Origin of the sequence: Nocardioides sp. Root1257 (assembly GCF_001425175.1) — a bacterium.
In the GTDB taxonomy this organism is placed as follows: domain Bacteria; phylum Actinomycetota; class Actinomycetes; order Propionibacteriales; family Nocardioidaceae; genus Nocardioides.
The window spans coordinates 946,976-963,098 of the sequence record NZ_LMDV01000001.1 but is presented as its reverse complement, the minus strand read 5'-3'; the positions used below and the strand labels follow the sequence as shown (position 1 = coordinate 963,098).

The following is a 16,123-nucleotide window of genomic DNA, read 5'->3' as shown; positions in this document are numbered from 1 at the left end:
TCAGTCATGGGCAAGACCCTGGCCGAGAAGGTCTGGGACGAGCACGTCGTCCGGTCCGTCGACGGAGAGCCGGACCTGCTCTTCATCGACCTGCACCTCATCCACGAGGTGACCTCCCCCCAGGCGTTCGACGGTCTCCGCCTCGCCGGCCGGCAGGTACGCCGTCCCGACCTGACCCTCGCGACCGAGGACCACAACGTCCCGACGCTCGACTGGGACAAGCCGATCGCCGACCCGGTCTCGCGCACGCAGGTCGAGACGATGCGGCGCAACGCAGAGGAGTTCGGCGTCCGCCTGCACCCGCTCGGTGACATCGAGCAGGGCATCGTCCACGTCGTCGGCCCCCAGCTGGGGCTGACCCAGCCGGGCATGACGATCGTGTGCGGCGACAGCCACACCAGCACGCACGGCGCGTTCGGCGCGATCGCGTTCGGCATCGGCACCTCCGAGGTCGAGCACGTGCTCGCCACTCAGACCCTGCCCCAGGCCAAGCCCAAGACCATGTCGGTCACCATCAACGGCAGCCTGCCCGAGGGCGTCACCGGCAAGGACATGGTCCTGGCGCTGATCACCCACGCCGGCACCGGCGGCGGCCAGGGCTACATCGTCGAGTACCGCGGCCAGGCCATCGAGGAGCTCTCGATGGAGGGCCGGATGACGGTCTGCAACATGTCGATCGAGTGGGGCGCCAAGGCCGGCATGATCGCCCCCGACCAGGTCACCTTCGACTACATCGAGGGCCGTCCCGAGGCGCCGAAGGGCGCCGACTGGGACGCCGCCGTCGAGCACTGGAAGACGCTGCGCACCGACGACGACGCGGTCTTCGACAAGGAGATCGTGCTCGAGGCGAGCACGATGACGCCGTTCGTCACGTGGGGGACCAACCCCGGCCAGGGCGTCCCGCTCGGTGCCAACGTTCCCGGTCCCGAGGACTTCGAGGACTCCCAGGACCAGATCGCCGCGGAGAACGCACTGCGCTACATGGGCCTCGAGGCCGGTACGCCGATGCGCGACATCAAGGTCGACACGGTCTTCGTGGGCTCGTGCACCAACGGCCGCATCGAGGACCTGCGCCTCGCGGCGCAGATCATCGAGGGCCACCGGGTCGCCGCGGACACGCGGATGCTCGTGGTCCCCGGCTCCGCGCGGGTACGCCTGCAGGCCGAGGCCGAGGGCCTCGACGTCGTGTTCAAGCAGGCGGGCGCCGAGTGGCGCGGCGCCGGCTGCTCGATGTGCCTGGGCATGAACCCCGACACCCTCTCCGCCGGGGAGCGCAGCGCGTCGACGTCCAACCGCAACTTCGAGGGCCGCCAGGGCAAGGGCGGTCGCACGCACCTGGTGTCCGTGCCGGTCGCCGCCGCCACTGCCATCCGCGGCACCCTCTCGTCGCCGGCCGACCTGCAGACCGTTGGGAGCAACTGACATGGAGAAGTTCACGACCCACACCGGCGTCGGTGTCCCGCTGCGGCGCAGCAACGTCGACACCGACCAGATCATCCCGGCGGAGTACCTCAAGCGCGTCACCCGCACCGGCTTCGAGGACGGGCTGTTCGCCGCATGGCGCAACGACGCGACGTTCGTGCTCAACAACGAGGCGTACGCCGGCGGCTCGGTCCTGGTGGCCGGTCCCGACTTCGGCACCGGGTCGTCGCGGGAGCACGCGGTCTGGGCGCTCCAGAACTACGGCTTCAAGGCCGTGATCTCGCCGCGCTTCGGCGACATCTTCCGGGGCAACTCCGGCAAGGCCGGCCTGGTGGCCGCCCAGGTCGACGAGAAGGTCGTGCAGCGCATCTGGGACCTGCTCGACGAGCAGCCCGGCGCGACGGTGACCGTCGACCTCGAGTCGCGCACGGTGCGCGCCGGTGAGGGCATCGATGCCATCGAGGACTCGTTCGACATCGATGACTACACGCGTTGGCGGCTGCTCGAGGGCCTCGACGACATCGGCATCACTCTGAGCCACGACGCCGACATCTCCGCGTTCGAGGCGACCCGGCCGAGCTGGAAGCCGGTGACGCAGCACGCGAGCTGACGACGTTCGCTGGTCGGTCGGCCCGTTGATGCCGAGAATCCCCAACCCTGGTTGAGGATTCTCGGCATCACGCATTTGGCGTCGGCGGGGTCCGAAGTGCCCATTTGTCGGAATGCCCCGTCGCTGAGCGGATCTGGGCGCCGAATACGCATTTCGAGAACGACGAAAAACACGCCGCAAAACGCCGCGTGGTGATTGTGGCTGCCGCCACGTTTACCTAGCGTGCATTGAAGAAAGTCGAGCATGGGCTCGACCACAGCGTTCATTGGAAGGGAAGACAGTGAACAAGTCAGAGTTCATCGAGGCACTCTCGTCTCGTTTCGACGGCAACAAGAAGGCGGCATCGCACGCCCTCGAGTCCGTGCTGGACACGATCACGCGGGAGGTGGCGAAGGGCGAGAAGGTCGCCATCACCGGCTTCGGGTCCTTCGAGAAGCGCGTGCGTGAGGCCCGCTGGGTGCGCAACCCGCAGACCGGTGCACGGATCAAGGCGAAGAAGACCGCGGTGCCGAAGTTCACCGCGGGCGCCGACCTCAAGAACGTCGTGTCCGGGGCCAAGAAGCTGCCCAAGCTGACCGTGACCGCTTCGGCTGCCACGGCCAACAAGGCCGCCGCTCCCGCGAAGAAGGCGGCCGCCGCTGCCAAGAAGGCGGCGGCTCCGGCGAAGAGGGCGGCTCCGGCCAAGAAGGCGGCTCCGGCGAAGAAGGCGGCTCCGGCGAAGAAGGCGGCTCCCGCGAAGAAGGCGCCCGCCAAGAAGGCCCCGGCGAAGAAGGCTCCGGCCAAGAAGGCGGCTCCGGCGAAGAAGGCGGCTCCCGCCAAGAAGACCGCGCCGGTCAAGAAGGCCGCAGCGAAGAAGGCACCGGCCAAGAAGGCGGCTCCGGCCAAGAAGGCCCCCGCGAAGAAGGCTCCGGCGAAGAAGGCCGCCAAGAAGGCCTGATCCGCACAGCTCTACCGCAACGGGCCGTCGTCCTCAGGGATGGCGGCCCGTTGCTGCGTCAGGAGGCGTCGTCCACGACGAGCAGGGCCAGGGTCGTGCTCGCCCCGACCCCGAGCTCGACGGCGTCGGCCAGGTCGGCCGGGTCGTCCACGTCACGACGTACGGATGACGGGGCGTCGGCCAGCTCGCGTGCCCCGGCATCGAGGTGGGCGGCGCGCGAGCCCGGCCCGAAGTGCGGGTCGAACCGGTCGTGGTCGGCGACGTAGACGGTGGTCCCGATCCCGGCGGCGTCCGGGACGAAGCTCGGCCCGTCCGCGGTCAGGGACCCGAGCACGGCATCGAGGTCGTCGGGCCGGAGGGCGGGCAGGTCGGCGCAGAGGGCGACCGGCACCAGGTCCGGCCACCGGCGCCTGGCCTCGGCCGCGGCCTGGCGCAGTGTCGCGTTGAGATCGCCCGAGACACCGTCCGGGATGGCTGCGCACCCCAAGGCGGAGAGCACGTACGAGAACTGAGCGTCGTCCGTGACCACCAGCACCTGATGGACCGATTCCGCCCGCAGGCAGGCGAGCACGGTGTCCTGGGCGAACGCCTCCGCCAGCCGGCGGCGCGCCGTCCCGTCGCCGAGCCCGGCCAGGCGCGACTTGCCGACGGCCGGGGGCTTGACCGGCACCAGGACGGCGTAGCGCGAGGGAGCGGGGTGATCGGGCATCGGGCCGATCCTGTCAGGCCGGGGGAGCGTTCGAGCGACCGGTCCGCGACGCAGACGGCGCGTCCCGTGACTGGTGTCACGAGCGAGTAGCCTGCGCACGTGGTTGTTCGGAAGCAGACCCAGAAGCGCGGCTGGGCGTGGTGGATCGCGGAGCCGATCGTCCGCACGGCGTTGGTGGCGACGACCACCCACGAGTGGATCGACGGCGAGCGGATCCCGGAGTCGGGCGGCTTCATCCTCGTGCTCAACCACGTCTCGCACGTCGACCCGCTGACGGCGGCCCACATCGTCTACGACCACGGCCGGCTGCCCCGCTACCTCGCGAAGTCGGGCCTGTTCAAGAACCGGGCGCTCGGCTACTTCCTGCGCGCCGCCGGCCAGATCCCGGTCGAGCGGATGAGCAGGAACGCCGCCGGCGCTTTCGACGCCGCCGTGGCGGCGGTCCGCCAGGGCGAGTGCGTGGTGGTCTACCCGGAGGGGACCATCACCCGGGACCCCGACGGCTGGCCGATGACCGGCAAGTCCGGCGCCGCGCGGATCGCGCTGGAGACCGGGTGCCCCGTCATCCCGGTCGGCCAGTGGGGTGCGCAGGCGATCCTCGCGCCGTACGCAAAGAAGCCCGACCTCTTCCCCCGCAAGCTCATCACCATGAAGGTGGGCACCCCCGTCGACCTGTCCGACCTCGTCGACCTGGAGCGGACCCCGGCGGTGATCCAGCAGGCCACGGACCGGATCATGGCGGCCATCACGGCGCTCGTCGAGGAGGTCCGCGGCGAGCAGGCACCGGCGGAGCGCTTCGACATGAAGAAGCAGGGCGTGCGACAGATCGGCAACCCCCACAAGGCGCAGGAGGACAACACGTGAGTGAGCGAAGCGAGCGAACAATCCAACGCAGCGTCCTCAGTGCCTCATGCGCGCACGGAGCGAAGCGAGTACGTGCATGAGTGAGCGAAGCGAGCGAACAATCCAACGCAGCGTCCTCAGTGCCTCATGCGCGCACGGAGCGAAGCGAGTACGTGCATGAGTGAAAAGGTCGCGGTCTTCGGTGCCGGTTCCTGGGGGACCGCGTTCTCGATCGTGCTGGCCGACGCCGGCAACGACGTCACCCTCTGGGCCCGTCGCGAGGAGGTCGCCGCCGCTGTCAATGAGCAGCGCGAGAACGCCGACTACCTCCCCGGCGTCGAGCTGCCGCCGGCGATCCAGGCGACCCACGACGTCGAGAAGGCGCTGCACGGCGCCGACGTCGTCGTGCTCGCGACCCCGTCGCAGTCGCTGCGGGAGAACCTCACCCAGTGGGCGCCGTACGTCGAGCCCGGGGCGACCTTCGTCTCGCTGATGAAGGGCGTCGAGCTGGGCACCCTGGAGCGGATGAGCCAGGTGATCGCCGAGATCACCGAGGCGGGCCCCGAGCGCATCGCCGTCATCAGCGGGCCCAACCTGGCGAAGGAGATCGCCCGTCGTGAGCCGGCCGCTTCGGTGGTGGCCTGCGAGGACGAGGACGTCGCCAAGATGCTGCAGGCACGCTGCCACTCGCCGGCGTTCCGCCCCTACACCAGCGTCGATGTGCTCGGCTGCGAGCTCGGCGGTGCCTACAAGAACGTGGTCGCGCTGTCGGTCGGCATGGCCGTCGGCCTCGGCTTCGGCGACAACACGACCGCCTCGCTGATCACCCGCGGCCTCGCGGAGACCGCGCGGCTCGCGATGGCGCTCGGCGCCAACCCCCTGACGCTGATGGGCCTCGCCGGGCTCGGCGACCTGGTCGCCACCTGCTCGTCGCCGCTGTCCCGCAACCGGACGTTCGGCGAGAAGCTGGGGCAGGGGATGACGACCGAGGAGATCTACGCCTCGACCCGTCAGGTCGCCGAGGGCGCGAAGTCGTGCTCGTCCCTCCTCGCCCTGGCCGAGCGCACCGGCGTGGACGCCCCGATCGCGCACCACGTCGACGCGCTCGTCGACGGCCGGATGACGGCGGCGGAGATGATGGACGCGTTCATCGCCCGCGACACGAAGGCTGAGACTGACTGATCGACGAAGTCGATCACGTCAGTCTGATGGTGGTCGAGCAAGCGACGCGACTGAGGAACGAAGTCGCGGGGAGCGTGCCGAGACCCGGTGAGGTGTGAGCCAGCCTCGTCCGGCTACCTGACCAGGTTGTCCAGCGCCCGCTCGAGGTCGGCCCAGAGGTCCTCGACGTCCTCGATGCCGACGGACAGCCGCACCAGGCCGTCCGGGATGGTGGCGGGCTCGGCCTTCCAGCGACGCCGGCGCTCCAAGGTCGACTCCACGCCGCCCAGCGAGGTCGCGTGCACCCACAGCCTGGTCTGGTGGGTGAACAGGTCGGCGGCCATCGCGCCGGAGGCGAGCACGACCGAGACGATGCCACCGAACCCGGGGTAGCGGACCTCGCTGACCGCGGGGTGGCCGAGCAGCCGGCGGACCAGCTCGGCGGCGTTCTGCTGGGCCCGCTCGACGCGCAGGTGCAGCGTGCGGATGCCGCGCGCGGCCAGCCACGCCTCGAGGGTGCCGGGTACGGCGCCGAGGAGGTCGCGCCGCCCCTTGAGGACGGCGTAGAGCTCGTCGTTGGCAGTGACTGCCGCACCCAGCAGGGCATCGCTGTGGCCGGCGAGGTACTTCGTCGCGGAGTGCACGACGATGTCGGCGCCCATCGTCAGCGGCCGCTGGTTGATCGGCGTCGCGAAGGTGTTGTCGACCACGACGTACGCACCCGCCTCGTGCGCGGCGGCACTGATCGCCGCGATGTCGGCGACCTCGAGGGCGGGGTTGGTGGGCGACTCGAACCACACGAGCGCTGCGTCCTCGACCGCTCCGACGACGGCCTCGGTGTCGGTGATGTCGACCAGCTTGGTGCGCAGCCGTCCGCGGCTCTCCAGGTCGGCCAACTCGAGCAGGGTGCCGGTGTAGGAGTGCGCCGGGGCGATCACCAGCGCGTCGTGGCCGACGAGGTCGAGCACCGTGGTGGTGGCCGCCATCCCGGTCGAGAAGGCCAGTGCCCGGCCGCCCTCCAGGGCGCCGAGCGTGTCCTCGAACGCCGTCCACGTCGGGTTGCCGTAGCGGCCGTACTCGAGGTCGCCGCCCGCGACGTACGTCGAGGCCATCACGATCGGCTGGTTCAACGGCTGGTCCGGCTCGTGGGGGGGCCGGCCGGTCGTGACGGCGATGGTGGCGGGCCGCAGGTCCTCGGTCATGCCAGCAACCTAGACGGATAAGGTCGTGCCGATGAACTCCCCGTCTGAGCGGCCATCCCGCAAGCCCCGCGTCGCCGTCGTGTTCGGAGGACGATCCAGCGAGCACGCCATCTCCTGCGTCACCGCCGGCAGCGTCCTCGCGGCGATCGACCCCGAGCAGTACGACGTGGTCCCGATCGGCATCGCCACCGACGGTCGCTGGGTGCTGGAGTCCGGTGACCCCGAGCGGCTGCGGATCGAGGGGCCGGACCGGCTCCCGGCCGTCGACGGCGATCGTGCCACCATCGCGCTGGCGCCCGAGGCGAGCTCGACCGGCCTGGTCGTGACCGAGCCGTCGCAGCCGCCACGCACCCTCGGCGACGTCGACGTGGTCTTTCCCCTGCTGCACGGGCCGTGGGGCGAGGACGGGACCATCCAGGGGATGCTCGAGATGGCCGGCGTCCGCTACGTCGGCGCCGGGGTGCTGGCCTCCGCGGTCAGCATGGACAAGGCCTACATGAAGGTCGTGCTCACCGCTGCCGGACTGCCGGTCCTCCCGTCGGTCACCGTGACGGCACGCGAGTGGGAGCAGGACCCGGACGGCTGCCGTGAGCGGGCCGCCACGCTCGGCTACCCGCAGTTCGTGAAGCCGGCCCGCGGCGGCTCGAGCTTCGGCATCTCCAAGGTGCACGACGCGGGCGAGCTCGACGACGCGATCGCCGAGGCCATCCGGTTCGACCCGAAGGTGCTCGTCGAGGTGGCCGCGGTCGATGCCCGCGAGATCGAGTGCGGGGTCCTCCAGGCGCTCGACGGCACCCCGGAGACCAGCGCTCCGGCCGAGCTGCGCGTCGGCGGCGACCACGAGTTCTACGACTTCGCGGCCAAGTACCTGCCCGGTGAGCACACCGAGATCGACATCCCGGCCGACCTGCCGGACGACATCGCCGCGGAGATCCGGGCGCTGGCCGTGCGCGCCTTCGACGCCGTGGGCTGCGAGGGCCTCGCCCGGGTCGACTTCTTCGTGCTCGCCGACGGGCGGGTCGTGGTCAACGAGATCAACACGATGCCGGGCTTCACGCCGACCTCGATGTACCCGCAGATGTGGGCGGCGTCGGGGGTCGACTACCCGGCGCTCGTGGACCGCCTGATCCGGCTGGCGCTGGCCCGCGACACCGGCCTGCGCTAGACGGCGCTAGACGCAGGCACCTAGACGCAGGGCACCTAGACGCAGGGCACCTTCTTGGTGGTGTGTGCCTTGACCAGGGGCGCCAGCTCGGCGAGCGCGCTCGCCCCCTGCTCGGGCAGGTAGTCCCGCGGGACCTCGAGACGCACCCGGGGGCGGTAGCCGTCGGCGGTGAACGTCGCGTCCCGGTCGCCGTCGACCTCGTCCGTGGGCACCAGCCAGCCGACGCCGTCGGCCACGACGCACTTCGGCACGTCGTCGAGATCGGTCGCACCGACCCCGCAGGTCAGCACGATCGCGGGATCGCCCCAGGCCGCGCCGTACGCCGCGTCGCCGTCGACCTCGACCGACTTCTCACCGGCGAGGGTGTCGGGCAGGGCCGAGACGAGCGCCCGGCAGGCGGCGTCGTCGGTCGACGACAGGTCGGGCGTCGGGATGTCCGGCGGCCCGCTGCTGCACCCCGTCGCAAGGAGCAGCAGGGCAGCGCACGCGACGACGCCCCGGGTCCGCCGGGACCCGGGGCGTCGCGAACGCGCGGTGGCCTGCACTCAGATGTGCACGACCGGGCAGGTCAGCGTGCGGGTGATGCCGTCGAGGTTCTGGACCTTGGAGACGACCAGCTTGCCGAGCTCGTCGACGTTGCGGGCCTCGGCGCGCACGATCACGTCGTACGGGCCGGTGACGTCCTCCGCGAGGGTCACGCCCTTGACCTGCGCAATGGCTGATGCCACCTCAGCAGCCTTACCGACATCGGTCTGGATCAGGATGTACGCCTGGACGACCATCGAGCTCTCCCTGGGGTTGCTGGCGAACGTGCTGGGCCAACCTACCGCGCGGTATGCGCGTGTCGGTAGGTGGCGTCGATCGTCCCACCCGGCATCTGGTGGGATGGGTGCCATGGCCGCCCCCGACCCGTTCCCGCCCGACGCCACCCTCGCCGACGCGGGGGAGTTCGGCCTGATCTCGGCGCTCGTCGCCCTGTTCCCGCAGGGCGAGCAGGTGCTGGTCGGTCCCGGCGACGACGCCGCCGTCCTGCGGGTGCGCACCGGCCACGTCGTCGTGTCGACGGACCTGATGGTCGAGGGTCGCCACTTCCGCCGGGAGTGGGCCGACGCCGTCGACGTCGGCCACCGGGCCGCCGCGCAGAACCTGTCCGACATCAACGCGATGGGCGGACGCGCCACCTCGCTCACGGTCGGTCTCGCGGCCCCGGCCGACCTGCCCGTGCAGTGGGCGCTCGACTTCGCACGCGGGTTCGCCGAGGAGTGCGCCAAGGTCGGCGCCAGCGTCGTCGGGGGAGACCTCACCCGGGCCGACCAGGTGGTGATCGCCGTGACCGTGCTCGGCGCCTGCACCGAGTCGCCGGTGCTGCGCTCGGGGGCGCGCCCGGGCGACGTGCTGGCGCTCTGCGGGCGCCAGGGCTGGGCGGCGGGTGGGCTCGCGGTGCTGGGGCGCGGCTTCCGCTCCCCGCGGGTGCTGGTCGAGGCCTACCGACGCCCGGAGCCGCCGTACGACGCGGGTCCGGCGGCCGCCGCGGCCGGTGCCACGGCACTGATCGACGTCTCCGACGGGCTGCTCGCGGAGGCCGGCCACCTCGCCGACGACTCCGGCGTCGCGATCGACGTCCACGCCTCGGCCTTCGACGTCCCCGAGCCGCTGCAGGCTGTGGGGGCCGCCCTCGGTGCCGACCCGATCCAGTTCATCCTCGGTGGGGGCGACGACCACGCCCTGCTGGCGACCTTCCCCTCGGTCGGGGCGGTGCCGGACGGCTGGGCCGTCATCGGCGCCGTCACGGAGGGCTCCGGCGTCACCGTCGACGGCGCGGCGTACGACGGACCCACCGGGTGGACGCACTTTTGAGCGGCGTCGACCAGCAACAGCGCTCCGGGCATGCGAAAGGCCCCGACCGCTGAACGGTCGGGGCCTCTCGGAAGAGCTAGGTCAGCGCGAGACCTTGCCGGCCTTGAGGCAGCCGGTGCACACGTTGAGACGCTTCGGCGTGCCGTTGACGGTCGCCCGCACGCGCTGGATGTTGGGGTCGAAGCGGCGCTTCGTGATCTTGCGCGACCACGGCCGGTTGTTGCCGAAGCCCGGCTTCTTGGCGCAGATGTCACAGACGGCAGCCACGAGGTACTCCTGAACGAATCGATGGTCTTGAGAAAGGGGGCCCGTGAACGGGCAACCGAACAAATGTATCCGACGGGCCGCCGAGGCGGAAATCGTGCGCCTGCCACTAGCCTGTGGCACTCATCTCCCCGAGGGCGACTCCCCCGAGAACGACCGAGCCCGTCCGCACCATTCTCCACGATCGAGGTCGCGATGATGGAAGTACCGATCGAGGGCCGCATCACCCTCGCCGTGGTGCTGCGCTTCGTCGACGTGGCCACCGACGCGCTGGCCCAGGCCCGCGAGGAGATCGACGCGCTCAACGTCTACCCGGTGCCCGACGGCGACACCGGCACCAACATGTACCTCACCGTCTCGGGCGCGCGCGACGCCGTGCGCGCCCTGGTCGCGCAGGATCCCGACGTCGGCCTCGGGCCCGCGCTCGACGCCTTCGGCCGCGGCGCGCTCCTCGGTGCGCGCGGCAACTCAGGGGTCATCCTCAGCGAGATGCTGCGCGCGATCGCCCGCCGGATCGTGCAGGCCGAGGCCGAGGAGCGCAGCGCGTCCGTGATGGCGGCCGCCCTGGTCGGGGCGGCGGACGCGAGCTACGCCGCGGTCGGTACGCCGGTCGAGGGCACGATCCTCACGGTCAGCCGGGCCGCCGGGGAAGCCGCCGCGAAGGTCGCCGCCGAGCCGGGGGCGCGCTCGCGCGACGTCTTCGTGGCCGCAGCCGCGGCCGCGCGCGAGGCCCTCGCTCGTACGCCGGAGCTGTTGCCCGTGCTGCGCGACGCCGGCGTCGTGGACGCCGGCGGCCGCGGGCTGAGCGTGATCCTCGATGCCGCCGAGACCGTCCTGACCGGCCGCCGGCCGGTGCCGGTGACCGCGCCGATCGGCGCGCGCCAGATCCCGGTGCCGATCCAGCCCACCGCAGGAGACCTGACCCCGGACGGCCCGGCGTACGAGGTGATGTACCTGCTCGACGCCGAGGACGCCGGGATCGGCGCGCTGCGGGAGACGCTCGCCGGGCTCGGCGACTCGCTCGTGGTCGTCGGCGGCGACGGGCTCTGGAACGTGCACGTCCACGTCGACGACGTCGGCGCCGCCATCGAGGCCGGCATCGAGGCCGGGCGACCGCACCGGGTCCGGGTCACGCACTTCGCCGAGCAGGTCGAGGCGGCCGGTGTCGGACGGGTCTCGGCCCGCTCCGGCCGTCGGGTGATCGCGGTCGCCGCGGGCCCCGGGCTCGCCGCCCTGTTCGAGGAGGCGGGCGCGGTGGTCGTCAGCGCCGGTCCCGGGCTGCGTCCGTCGACCGGCGAGCTGCTCGAGGCGATCACCGGCTGCGGTGCCGCGGAGGTCGTGGTGCTGCCCAACGACGCCGACTCCGTCCGCGTCGCCCAGATCGCCGCGCGGACCGCCGAGGCCGACCACCGCGACGCGATCCGGGTCGCCGTCATCCCCACGCACGCCCAGGTCACGGGCCTGGCGGCGATCGCGGTCCACGAGCCCGGCCGCGCGTTCGACCAGGACGTGCTCGAGATGACCGCGACCGCGCGGCACGCGCGTCAGGGGGCCGTCACGATCGCCGCGAAGCAGGCCATGACGATGGCCGGCCCGTGCGAGCCCGGCGACGTGCTGGGCGTCGTGGCCGGCGACTTCGCCGTCGTGGGGGACGACCTGTTGACCGTCGCGAGCGACGTGCTCGACCGGCTGCTCGGCGGCGGCGGCGAGCTGGTGACGATCGTCGGCGGCGCCGACGACCCCGACGGCTCGCTCGCGACCCGGTGCGCGGCGTACGTCGAGGAGCACCACCCCGCTGTCGACGTCGTGGTGTACGACGGAGGTCAGCCGCGGTACCCGCTGCTGATGTCCGCCGAGTGAGCGCCGTGGAGGTCGACGCATGATCACCCTCGACTCTCCGGTCGCCACCGTCCTCGGCGACCAGAAGAAGAAGCGCGACGCCATCGTCGAACGGCTCGGGCTGCGCACCGTGGACGACCTGCTGCACCACTTCCCGCGCCGCTACATCAAGACCGGCGAGCTCACGAAGGTCGACGAGCTCCACGAGGGCGAGCTGCTGACCGTCAGCGGTGAGCTCGGACGGCCGCGCATCAACACCTACAAGGACCGACGTACCGGGCGCCCGGCGTACCGCGTCGACACGGTCGTCCGCACCGACGGGCCGGTGCTCCGGATGTCGTTCTTCGCCAAGTCGCAGCACGTCGCGGACTGGAACGTCGGTCGCCTGCGGGAGGGCCGTCGCGGCATCTTCCTCGGCAAGGTCGGCCGGTTCCGGGACGAGTGGCAGCTCACCAACCCGCAGATGGTGCTCTTCGGCGACGGCGGCGAGGACCTCGCGGAGCTGTCGCTGGAGAGCATCCGCGCCTTCTACCCGATCTACCCGCTCACCAAGAGCGTCGACTCGTGGGACATCCAGAAGGCCGTCGCGTTCGCCCTCACGATCGTCGACGAGGTGCCCGACCTGCTCCCGGACGACGTGCGGGAGCGCTACGAGATCCTCGGCGCGCGCGACGCCCTCGACCGCATCCACGCCCCGGACACGTACGCCGACATCACCCGGGCCCAGCGCCGGTTCCGCTTCGAGGAGGCGCTCGTCACCCAGCTCGTGCTCGCGCGGCGCCGGCGCGCGGTCCTCGAGCTGGGCGCCCGGGCCCGCACGGGTGACCAGGGCGGTCTGCTCGCGGTCTTCGACGAGCGGCTGCCCTTCGAGCTGACCGCCGGCCAGCGCGACATCGGCGCGGAGATCGAGGCCGACCTGGCCGAGGCGCACCCGATGAACCGCCTGCTCCAGGGCGAGGTCGGGTCCGGCAAGACGCTCGTCGCGCTCCGCGCCATGCTGCGGGTGGTCGACTCCGGCGGCCAGGCCGCCCTGCTGGCCCCGACCGAGGTGCTCGCGCAGCAGCACCACCGCTCGATCACCGCGATGCTGGGCGACCTCGCCGCCGGCGGGATGCTCGGCGGCGCCGCCGACGCGACCAACGTCGAGCTGCTGACTGGGTCGATGACCAAGGCCCAGCGCACCGCTCCGATGTCGCGGATCGCGACGGGGGAGGCCGGGATCGTGATCGGCACGCACGCGCTGCTCGAGGACAACGTGATCTTCGACGACCTCGGCCTGGTCGTCGTCGACGAGCAGCACCGCTTCGGCGTCGAGCAGCGCGCCGCGCTCACCGACAAGGCCGGCACCCCGCCGCACGTGCTCGTGATGACCGCGACCCCGATCCCGCGGACCGTCGCGATGACCGTCTTCGGCGACCTCGAGGTCTCCACCCTCACCGAGCTGCCGGCCGGCCGGGCGCCGATCCAGACCAACGTCGTACCCCTCGCCGAGCACCCGACCTGGTTCGGCCGGGTGTGGGAGCGCGTGCGCGAGGAGGTCGAGAGGGGTCACCAGGCGTACGTCGTGTGCCCCCGCATCACCGGCGACGAGCAGGAGCAGGGCGAGACGGACCAGCTGGAGCTCGACGAGGACGGCAACACCGTCACCCCGGAGAAGCCGGCCGGCGGGCTGGCAGCCGTCGAGGAGGTCGCCGCGCAGCTCGTCGAGGGACCGCTGGCCGGGCTGCGGGTGGAGAAGCTGCACGGCAGGATGCCGCCCGAGGACAAGGACCGCGTGATGCGGGCCTTCGCCGCCGGTGACGTCGACGTGCTGGTGGCGACGACCGTCATCGAGGTCGGCGTCGACGTCGCCAACGCGACGGCGATGGTGCTGGTCGACGCCGAGCGGTTCGGCGTCTCGCAGCTGCACCAGCTGCGCGGGCGGGTCGGTCGCGGCGGTCACCCGGGTCTGTGCCTGCTGGTCTCGCGGGCCGAGCTGGGCAGCCCGGCGCGCGACCGCCTGGACGCCGTGGCCGCCACCACGGACGGCTTCGAGCTGAGCCGGGTCGACCTGGAGCAGCGTCGGGAGGGGGACGTTCTCGGCAAATCGCAGTCGGGATACCGCTCCGGGCTGCAGACTCTGCGCGTGCTTCGCGACGAGAAGACGATCGTGCAGGCCCGTGAGGCCTCGGTCACGCTCCTGGACTCCGACCCCGACCTCGCGCAGGCGCCTGCGCTCGCCACGGCGGTCACCCGCCTCGAGGAGTCGGTGCAGTCCGACTTCATGGAGAAGTCGTGACCGCGGCATGACGAGGATCATCGGGGGACAGGCCGGCGGCCGTCGGCTCGAGACGCCCCGGGGCTCGGCGACCCGACCGACCAGCGACCGGGTGCGGGAGGCGCTCTTCTCCGCGGTCGAGTCGTGGTGCGGCTCGCTGCACGGGCTCCGCTTCCTGGACCTGTACGCCGGGTCGGGGGCGGTCGGCCTCGAGGGCTGGTCGCGCGGCGCGGGCGTCGTCACGCTCGTCGAGCAGGACCGGCGGACGGCGACGCTGATCGGCGACAACGCGCGCACCATCGGCTTCGCCAAGGCCGGCGTCATCGCGGGCTCGGTCGCCGCCACGCTGCGCAAGCCGCCCAGCGCGCCCTACGACGTGGTGTTCAGCGACCCGCCGTACCCCCTCTCGGAGGAGGACGTCGCCGCCGACCTCGACGCGCTGGTGGAGCACGGCTGGCTCGTCCCCGGCGCCCTCGTCGTCGTGGAGCGGTCCGGGCGCAGCCCCGAGCCGACCTGGCCGGAGGGGTTCACGGACACCCGCGCCAAGCGCTACGGCGAGACCACCCTCTGGTACGCCGAGTTCTCCGCGGGGACCCGGTAGTTTCGACACGCCGGTCGCGGCTTCGTTCCTCAGCCGCGCGGCTCGCTCAACCACCAACATCGGAACCGCTGGCGCGGTTCCGATAGCCTCCACGCCATGACACGCGCCGTGTGCCCCGGTTCGTTCGACCCGGTGACCAACGGTCACGTCGACATCTTCCGGCGTGCCGCCGTCCTCTTCGACGAGCTGGTCGTCGCGACCGGCACGAACCCGTCGAAGTCCAGGCTCTTCGAGCCCGACGCGCGCCTGGAGATGCTGCGCGAGGTCTGCGCCGACCTGCCCAACGTCACCGTGATGGGGTTCACGGGGCTGATCGTCGACTTCTGCCGCGACATCGGGGCCCAGGCGATCGTCAAGGGGCTGCGCGGCGGCAACGACTACGAGTACGAGCTGCCGATGGCGCAGATGAACTCCCACCTGACCGGGGTGGAGACGGTCTTCGTGCCGACCAATGCCGCGCTCGGCTACGTCTCCTCCAGCCTGGTCAAGGAGGTCGCCTCCCTCGGCGGGGACGTCTCGGCGCTGGTGCCGGCCTCCGTGCACGACCGGCTGGTGGCCCGCATCGCCGCGAAGCACGCGTGAGCGAACCGGGAGCGAACCGCGAGCGAATTGGTCGCGCCCGTGACCGACCGGTACGCTTCTCGCTGATCTGTTGGTGCCTGAACCGGAAGTAGAAACCTGAGCAGCCTGGACCCGAGAGCGCCGCTCGTGCTCGACACCCGCGAGCTCGGCCGCCGCCCGGGGTCCCAGCGACAGGTGGAACGGACGGTCCCGGCACCCGCAGATCTGGGCATCGAAGTCCTTCGCGTCCCCGAAGGCACGCCGGTCGAGCTCGACCTGCGGCTGGAGGCGGTCATGGAGGGTGTGCTGGTCACGGGCACCGCCAAGGCGGAGCTCGAGGGTGAGTGCGCACGGTGCCTGGAGCCGATCTCCGAACCCACGGAGGTCACGTTCCAGGAGCTGTTCGTCTACGACGACCGGGACTACTCCTCCGAGGAGGACGACGGCGTCAGCAAGCTCGAGGGAGACCTGGTCGACCTGGAGCCCCTGCTGCGGGACGCGGTGGTGCTCGCACTACCGTTCCAGCCGCTGTGCATGGAGGACTGTCCTGGGTTGTGCGTCGAGTGTGGCGCCCGGCTGGCGGACGACCCCGACCACGCACACGAGGCAGCGATCGACCCGCGCTGGGCGGGACTCACCGCCCTGAGGCAAGATGAGCAAGACCAAGACTGACCGGCACCGCCGGTCCTGGTAGA

At 71.6% G+C, this 16,123-nt stretch carries 17 protein-coding genes; 12 read left to right on the top strand and 5 right to left on the bottom strand.

Features of this window, described 5'->3' with window-relative positions:
* The first annotated feature begins 6 nt into the window (after positions 1-6).
* The 3 genes from leuC to ASC77_RS04690 all read left to right on the top strand — a co-directional run bounded on the left by leuC (position 7) and on the right by ASC77_RS04690 (position 2,969).
* Complete coding sequence (leuC, locus tag ASC77_RS04700) at positions 7-1,422, top strand: 3-isopropylmalate dehydratase large subunit (protein WP_056149263.1); 1,416 nt, start codon at positions 7-9, stop codon at positions 1,420-1,422.
* A 1-nt stretch (position 1,423) separates the two neighbouring features.
* On the top strand, positions 1,424-2,032 hold the full coding sequence (gene leuD, locus ASC77_RS04695) for a 3-isopropylmalate dehydratase small subunit (RefSeq protein ID WP_056149261.1): 609 nt from the start codon (positions 1,424-1,426) through the stop codon (positions 2,030-2,032).
* Between the two features lie 280 nt (positions 2,033-2,312).
* Positions 2,313-2,969 carry an HU family DNA-binding protein gene (locus tag ASC77_RS04690; RefSeq protein ID WP_056149259.1) on the top strand — a complete coding sequence of 219 codons (657 nt, stop codon included), beginning with the start codon at positions 2,313-2,315 and terminating at the stop codon, positions 2,967-2,969.
* 58 nt (positions 2,970-3,027) lie between these two features.
* Here ASC77_RS04690 and cofC read toward each other — a convergent pair whose 3' ends face one another.
* Positions 3,028-3,678 (bottom strand): 2-phospho-L-lactate guanylyltransferase, encoded by a 651-nt coding sequence (cofC, locus tag ASC77_RS04685; protein ID WP_056149257.1) that lies wholly within the window; start codon positions 3,676-3,678, stop codon positions 3,028-3,030.
* Between the two features lie 99 nt (positions 3,679-3,777).
* On the opposite strand from cofC, the gene ASC77_RS04680 reads away from it, so the two are divergent.
* Both ASC77_RS04680 and ASC77_RS04675 read left to right on the top strand, forming a co-directional pair.
* The gene (locus tag ASC77_RS04680; RefSeq protein WP_056149255.1) at positions 3,778-4,542 is read left to right on the top strand and encodes a lysophospholipid acyltransferase family protein; all 765 of its coding nucleotides are present in this window, start codon (positions 3,778-3,780) and stop codon (positions 4,540-4,542) included.
* Between the two features lie 156 nt (positions 4,543-4,698).
* On the top strand, positions 4,699-5,703 hold the full coding sequence (locus ASC77_RS04675) for an NAD(P)H-dependent glycerol-3-phosphate dehydrogenase (RefSeq protein WP_056149254.1): 1,005 nt from the start codon (positions 4,699-4,701) through the stop codon (positions 5,701-5,703).
* Positions 5,704-5,816: 113 nt separating this feature from the next.
* Here ASC77_RS04675 and ASC77_RS04670 read toward each other — a convergent pair whose 3' ends face one another.
* Positions 5,817-6,884: a trans-sulfuration enzyme family protein gene (locus ASC77_RS04670; protein ID WP_056149252.1), complete on the bottom strand. Its 1,068-nt coding sequence runs from the start codon at positions 6,882-6,884 to the stop codon at positions 5,817-5,819.
* A 31-nt stretch (positions 6,885-6,915) separates the two neighbouring features.
* Between ASC77_RS04670 and ASC77_RS04665 the strand changes: the two genes are divergently transcribed.
* On the top strand, positions 6,916-8,049 hold the full coding sequence (locus ASC77_RS04665) for a D-alanine--D-alanine ligase family protein (RefSeq protein ID WP_056149250.1): 1,134 nt from the start codon (positions 6,916-6,918) through the stop codon (positions 8,047-8,049).
* Between the two features lie 35 nt (positions 8,050-8,084).
* Here ASC77_RS04665 and ASC77_RS04660 read toward each other — a convergent pair whose 3' ends face one another.
* Together ASC77_RS04660 and ASC77_RS04655 are read right to left on the bottom strand one after the other, a co-directional pair.
* Entirely contained in the window at positions 8,085-8,594 is a 510-nt protein-coding gene (locus ASC77_RS04660) for a DUF3515 domain-containing protein (protein ID WP_056149248.1), read from the bottom strand.
* Positions 8,595-8,831 (bottom strand): Lrp/AsnC family transcriptional regulator, encoded by a 237-nt coding sequence (locus ASC77_RS04655; RefSeq protein WP_056149245.1) that lies wholly within the window; start codon positions 8,829-8,831, stop codon positions 8,595-8,597.
* A 112-nt stretch (positions 8,832-8,943) separates the two neighbouring features.
* On the opposite strand from ASC77_RS04655, the gene ASC77_RS04650 reads away from it, so the two are divergent.
* The gene (locus ASC77_RS04650; protein WP_056149911.1) at positions 8,944-9,906 is read left to right on the top strand and encodes a thiamine-phosphate kinase; all 963 of its coding nucleotides are present in this window, start codon (positions 8,944-8,946) and stop codon (positions 9,904-9,906) included.
* A gap of 81 nt (positions 9,907-9,987) precedes the next feature.
* On the opposite strand, the gene rpmB is transcribed toward ASC77_RS04650, so the two are convergent.
* Entirely contained in the window at positions 9,988-10,173 is a 186-nt protein-coding gene (rpmB, locus tag ASC77_RS04645) for a 50S ribosomal protein L28 (RefSeq protein ID WP_028645381.1), read from the bottom strand.
* Between the two features lie 195 nt (positions 10,174-10,368).
* Between rpmB and ASC77_RS04640 the strand changes: the two genes are divergently transcribed.
* From ASC77_RS04640 to ASC77_RS04620, 5 genes are all read left to right on the top strand, one after another.
* Positions 10,369-12,030: a DAK2 domain-containing protein gene (locus tag ASC77_RS04640; protein ID WP_082574506.1), complete on the top strand. Its 1,662-nt coding sequence runs from the start codon at positions 10,369-10,371 to the stop codon at positions 12,028-12,030.
* Positions 12,031-12,049: 19 nt separating this feature from the next.
* Positions 12,050-14,287 (top strand): ATP-dependent DNA helicase RecG, encoded by a 2,238-nt coding sequence (locus ASC77_RS04635; RefSeq protein WP_056149242.1) that lies wholly within the window; start codon positions 12,050-12,052, stop codon positions 14,285-14,287.
* A 7-nt stretch (positions 14,288-14,294) separates the two neighbouring features.
* On the top strand, positions 14,295-14,867 hold the full coding sequence (gene rsmD, locus ASC77_RS04630) for a 16S rRNA (guanine(966)-N(2))-methyltransferase RsmD (protein ID WP_056149241.1): 573 nt from the start codon (positions 14,295-14,297) through the stop codon (positions 14,865-14,867).
* A gap of 96 nt (positions 14,868-14,963) precedes the next feature.
* Positions 14,964-15,449, top strand: a complete 486-nt coding sequence (coaD, locus tag ASC77_RS04625) for a pantetheine-phosphate adenylyltransferase (protein WP_056149239.1) — start codon at positions 14,964-14,966, stop codon at positions 15,447-15,449.
* Between the two features lie 126 nt (positions 15,450-15,575).
* A complete protein-coding gene (locus ASC77_RS04620; protein WP_056149236.1) occupies positions 15,576-16,100 on the top strand; it encodes a YceD family protein in 525 nt (174 codons plus the stop codon).
* Positions 16,101-16,123 lie beyond the last annotated feature (23 nt).